Here is a 5,226-nt window from a genome sequence, read left to right as displayed (position 1 = left end):
GGCTGTGGGAGCGGACCTGGCCGCGACAGCTCCCGAGGCCGAACCTGCGAGCTGGCGCGCGAGGCTGGAGGCCGGGGCGAGAAGCTGTCGCGGCCAGGGCCGCTCCTACCGCAGCTGTCGGGCCTGGGGGTCTTACCAGAGTTTCCACCACGGGCGGGTGGCTTTCTCCACCGCCCGGCGCGCCTTGCGCGGCAGGTCCGGATCGACCGGCGCGGATGGCGTGGCGTCGGCGAACGACCAACCGTCGCACGCCGCGGCGCCGTAGGCGGAGGCCGGCAGGTCGGCATGGAAGGTCGTGACGCTCTGCGCCAGTTCGACCGGCAGCGAATAGTAATGGTCGACGTCGTCACCTTCGGCGTCCGCGGCGTCCTGCATCGCCTCGATGCGCGCGTGGATCGCGTCGAACGCGGGCGGCAGGCCACCACTGGTGGAGAGGTGCCGTGAATCGTCCTGCTGGCCGTCGTGCTCCGCGCGCCAGTTGCGCAGGCCGTTCACGTAGCAGGCGGACGAACTCACCATGACATGATCGTCGTATTCGCACACGAGCACGGTGCAGCCGCGCGAGAGGCGGCGCATCTCCGCCTCGGCGATCAGCGGCGCGGCGAAGCGCGACACGACGACGAACCAGCCGTTCGGCAGGTCGAGCGAATAGCCCCGACCGGGATGCGAGGCGACCTTGCCGTTTCGCACGAGGTCCATCGCGGCGAGCACCTCGTCGCCGTGCTTTCCCTTGACCGCGAACCAGCCGATCGAGGCCCCCATGCGTTACTCCGCGGGAGCCGGCTTCAGCAGGAACCTCACGGCGAGCAGGCCCAGTTCGTAAAGGATGCACATGGGCACCGCCAGCATGATCATCGAAAGCAGGTCGGGCGGCGTGATGAAGGCGGCGATCGCGAACGCGCCGACGATGGCGTAACCGCGCCCCTTGCTGAGCTTCTCGGCATCCACGACGCCGATCGCGGCGAGGATCACCACGGCGACCGGCACCTCGAAGCAGAGGCCGAACGCGAAGAACATCAACATCACGAAGTCGAGGTAATGCGTGATGTCGGTCATCATCGCGACGCCCTCGGGCGTCACGGCGTTGAGGAACTTGAACGCCGCGGGCAGGACGATGAAGTACGCGAACGCGCAACCGGAATAGAACAGCACCAGCGACGCCACCAGCAGCGGTCGCGCAAGGCGTTTCTCATGCCGGTACAGGCCCGGGCTGACGAACGCCCAGAGCTGGTAGAGGATCATCGGCATGCTGACGAACAGCGCGACGAAGAAGGCCAGCTTCAGCGGCGTGACGAACGGGCTCGCGACCTCGGTGGCGATGAGGTGCGCACCGTGCGGCATGCGCTCGACGAGCGGGCGCGCCAGCTCGGCGTAGAGGTAATTGGCGATCGGGACGAGGGCCAGCAGCACCAGCAGCAGCACGACGATCGCGCGCATCAGCCGGGAGCGGAGCTCCATCAGGTGCGAGAACAGCCCTTCTTCGACCACGTCCTCCGGGGACGGATCGGGTTCACGTGCGGTCATGCGGTTCCGTTCCCGACGGCGCCTTGCCGTCGCGGTTCAATGGCAGCATGTCGACCGCCGGATCGGGGTCGCGCGGCTCGACGCGTGCGGCCTGGGTTTCCGTGATGGTGTCGCGCATGCTGTCGCCGGCCTCGCGCAGCCGGGCGCCGGCATCGCGGAAGCCCTCGCCCGCGTCGCGGAAATCCTTGCGGACGCTGTCGTGCGTGGCGCGGGCGTTGTCGGCGGTCTCGCGCAGGGTGCGCTTGATCTCCTCGGCGTGGATCTCGCGCTCGACCTCGGCGCGGACGCTGTCCCAGCCGTTACGCACGCGCCGCAGCAACGCGCCCGCGGTGCGGGCCGCGTGCGGCAGGCGCTCGGGTCCAAGGACGATGAGCGCCACCACCGCCAGGAGCAGCAGCTTGCCGATGCTGATGTCGATCATGGCGCTGCCGGATCAGGGGGTGCGGTCGCGCGGCTCGCCGGCTTCGCTGTGGGCCGGCGGGACCTGGGCGGCCGGCGGCGGATCGGCACGGAGCTTCTCGTCGCCCTGGCGGGTCTGGCGGGTGTCGTCGTCGCCGTCCATGCCCTTCTTGAAGTCGCGCATGGCACCGCCCAGGTCCGAGCCGATGTTGCGCAGCTTCTTCGTGCCGAAGATCAGCACGACGACAAGCAGCAGGAGGACGATATGGGTAATGCTCATGGAAACCTCGGGGGCACCGCCGGGGCGCCGGTCTGGGACGGGGATTACTTCTGAGTGTACTCCTCCAGTGTATCCCTGAACGCGTTGACCTCGCTTGGAACATTCGTGACACCGCCCTCGAAAATGCGACGGGCCGTGATGCCGGGGCCGTAGATCTCCTCGTTGGAGTCGTCATCGATGCTGATGCGCGATCCGTCGAGCGAAATGCCCGCGAAGAGGCCCTTGGCGCGGGAATAGGTGTAGATCTCCGCGTTCATCTTGCCGTTGGTCGCGGCCATGGCGGAGCGGCCGACCGGGCCGGCGGCCGCGGAGGCGCTGGCGCCCATGGTGAACTGGCCGTCGATGATCTGGTCGACGCCCTTGTGGGTGCGGAAGACGAGGATCACGTCGATCGACTGGATGCCGGCCTGGAAGCCGACGCCGGCCGCCGCGGTGGAGATGAAGTTGGGGTTCGACCATTCGCCGGAGCAGTCGCGCTTCTGGGCGATGAGGCCCTCACCCTTGGCGCCGGAGAAGACGAAGCCGCCCTTGACCATGCCGGGGATGATCGCGACGGCGCAGGCGTTCTTCAGAAGATCCGACGGGATCGACTTGTCCGGGGCGTCGTTCATCATCTCCTTGAGCACACGGACGGCCTCGGTCGCCTGCTTTCTCGGCGGATCGGCCGCCTGGGCCGCCATCGCGGGAACGAAGGCGAGAAGGCCGAGGGCGAGCAGTCGGGACGGGCGTGGGGTCATCGTGTGGGCTCCTTTCATGCACGGGATGGCGCGGGCTGCGGCAATCGGCGCGGGAACCGGCAGCCCGCCCTGTGGCAGACTGGAAGGATCCCCGCGAGCGCCATACGCCCATGCCAGGTACCCCGAACTATACCGGCCTCGCCGGCCATTCCCATGACGTCCTGCCCCGCGTCGGCGTCCTCCTGGTTAACCTCGGTACACCTGACGCGCCCACCGCCGCGGCCGTGCGGCCCTACTTGGCGCAGTTCCTCGGCGATCCCCGCGTCATCGAATACCCGCGACTCCTCTGGAAGGCGATCCTGCATGGCGTGATCCTGCGGATCCGCCCGAAACGTTCCGCCCATGCCTACGCCCGCATCTGGACCCCTGAGGGCTCGCCCCTGCGGACCGGCAGCGAGGCGCTGGCGGCGGCGCTGCAGGCGGAACTCTCGGCCGTCGTGCCGGGGCCGGTCCGGGTGGCGCTGGCGATGCGCTATGGCCGACCGGACGTCGCGAGCCGCGTCGCCGAGCTCCAGCGCGAGGGCGTGCGTCGCCTGATCGTGCTTCCGCTGTACCCGCAGTACTCCGCCACCTCGACGGGAAGCGTCTTCGACGCCGTCGCCGACACCGTCAAGGGCCTGCGCTGGCCGCCCGAACTGCGCCAGATCAATGATTACCACGCCGAGCCGGCGTACATCGAGGCGCTGGCGGCGAGCGTCCGGGCGCATTGGGCCGCCAACGGGCGCGGGGAAAAGCTGCTGCTGAGCTTCCACGGCATTCCCGAGCGCTACCTGCGCGCCGGCGACCCGTATTTCTGCCAGTGTCACGCCACGGCGAGACTGCTGCGCGAGGCGCTGGGCATGGGCGAGGACGAGGCGCTGATCAGCTTCCAGTCCCGTGTGGGACGCGAGCGCTGGCTCCATCCCTACACCGACGAGACCGTGAAGCAGCTGGGCGCGAAGGGCCTCAAGCGCATCGACGTGATCAGTCCGGGCTTCGCGGTCGACTGCCTCGAGACGCTCGAGGAGATCGCCATGCAGAACGCCGATTTCTTCCGCGAAGCGGGTGGCGAAACCCTGAGCTACATCCCCTGCCTCAACGCGACGCCGTCGCACGTGCGCGCGCTGGCGTCGCTCGTGCTGCGCCATGGCCAGGGCTGGCCGGAGTTCTCCCCGGATTACGACGCCGCGGCGGAGGCAGTCCGCCTCGCCGCGGCCCGCGAGCGCGCCCGCGCGGTGAGCAGCGATGCGTGAATTGAAGGTCGCGATTCCCGGCCTGGAACTGGCCGGCCTGAGCTGGGGCGAACCCGATGCGGCGCCCCTCATCCTGTTGCACGGCTGGCTCGATAACGCGGCGAGCTTCGCGCTGCTGGCGCCACGACTGGCCGACCGCTTCCATGTGATCGCGCTCGATCTCCCCGGCCACGGCCACTCGGCGCACCTGCCCGAGGGCACCGTCTACCAGCACGTGGACTATGCGCGCGCGGTACTCGCCGCCGCCGACGCGCTCGCCCTCCCGCGCTTCCACCTGCTCGGCCACTCGCTGGGCGCGGGCGTCGCGACGATGGTGGCGATCGCCGCGCCGGAACGCATTCGTGCGCTCGCGCTGATCGAAGGCCTCGGCCCGCTCGGCGACGACGGCTCGCGCACCCTCGACCGCTTCCGCGAGGCGATGGCCTCGAAAGCCGAGGGCAACCGCCCCCTGCGCGTGTTCGCGTCGATCGAAGACGCGGCCCGCGCCCGTGCGCTCGCCAGCGGCCTCGACGCCAGCCTCGCCACGCACATCGTCGCGCGAGGGCTGCGTGAGGTCGGGGGCGGGTACAGCTGGCGGAGCGATCCGCGGTTGTCCCGGCCGACCGCGATCCGGCTCGCCGAAACCCAGGTGATGGCGCTGCTGCTCGGCCTCGCGGCGCCCACGTCGCTCCTGCTCGCCCGCCCGCACCCGCCCTACCTTGAACCGGAAGCGTTGCAGATCCGCATCGACTGCGTCGACGACATCCGCGTCACGCACATGGATGGCGGCCACCACCTCCACCTCGAACATCCCGAAGCCGTCGCGAACTGGCTGCACGCCGCGCTGTAGTTGCAAGCAGCGGACCTGCGAGCTGGCGCGCAAGCGCGATGACCGGGGCGAAAAGCCGTCGCGGCCAGGTCCGCTCCCACAACGGCGATCGGTGGTGGAAACGGACCTCGAGGCCAAACCTGCGAGCTGGCGCGCAAGCCCGATGACCGGGGCGAAAAGCCGTCGCGGCCGGGGCCGCTCCCACAATGGCGGGCGGGTGTGGGAGCGGACCTGGCCGCGACAGCC

Annotated in this window: 7 protein-coding genes; 2 read left to right on the top strand and 5 right to left on the bottom strand. The window is 69.6% G+C overall.

Annotation, left to right across the window (positions count from 1 at the left end; all coding sequences use genetic code 11):
- Positions 1-132 precede the first annotated feature (132 nt).
- From BMY69_RS03195 to BMY69_RS03175, 5 genes are read right to left on the bottom strand one after another with little or no spacing between them, the layout of a single operon-like run.
- A complete protein-coding gene (locus BMY69_RS03195; protein WP_090175307.1) occupies positions 133-762 on the bottom strand; it encodes a hypothetical protein in 630 nt (209 codons plus the stop codon).
- Positions 763-765: 3 nt separating this feature from the next.
- Entirely contained in the window at positions 766-1,524 is a 759-nt protein-coding gene (tatC, locus tag BMY69_RS03190) for a twin-arginine translocase subunit TatC (protein WP_090056146.1), read from the bottom strand.
- Positions 1,511-1,945, bottom strand: coding sequence for a Sec-independent protein translocase protein TatB (gene tatB / locus BMY69_RS19815; RefSeq protein WP_254779307.1), 435 nt, complete (start codon positions 1,943-1,945; stop codon positions 1,511-1,513). The genes tatC and tatB overlap by 14 nt, the downstream gene beginning before the upstream one ends.
- 12 nt (positions 1,946-1,957) lie before the next feature.
- Positions 1,958-2,203 carry a twin-arginine translocase TatA/TatE family subunit gene (gene tatA / locus BMY69_RS03180; RefSeq protein ID WP_090056144.1) on the bottom strand — a complete coding sequence of 82 codons (246 nt, stop codon included), beginning with the start codon at positions 2,201-2,203 and terminating at the stop codon, positions 1,958-1,960.
- A 44-nt stretch (positions 2,204-2,247) separates the two neighbouring features.
- Positions 2,248-2,940: a lipid-binding SYLF domain-containing protein gene (locus BMY69_RS03175; RefSeq protein ID WP_090056142.1), complete on the bottom strand. Its 693-nt coding sequence runs from the start codon at positions 2,938-2,940 to the stop codon at positions 2,248-2,250.
- Positions 2,941-3,050: 110 nt separating this feature from the next.
- On the opposite strand from BMY69_RS03175, the gene hemH reads away from it, so the two are divergent.
- Positions 3,051-4,172, top strand: coding sequence for a ferrochelatase (gene hemH, locus BMY69_RS03170; protein WP_090056139.1), 1,122 nt, complete (start codon positions 3,051-3,053; stop codon positions 4,170-4,172).
- Positions 4,165-5,001 (top strand): alpha/beta fold hydrolase, encoded by an 837-nt coding sequence (locus BMY69_RS03165; RefSeq protein WP_090175306.1) that lies wholly within the window; start codon positions 4,165-4,167, stop codon positions 4,999-5,001. Before hemH ends, BMY69_RS03165 begins: the two co-directional genes overlap by 8 nt.
- Positions 5,002-5,226: the final 225 nt, after the last annotated feature.

It is taken from the genome of Luteibacter sp. UNC138MFCol5.1 (genome assembly GCF_900110505.1).
Classification (GTDB): Bacteria; Pseudomonadota; Gammaproteobacteria; order Xanthomonadales; family Rhodanobacteraceae; genus Luteibacter.
This window is presented reverse-complemented; position numbering and strand designations above follow the sequence as displayed.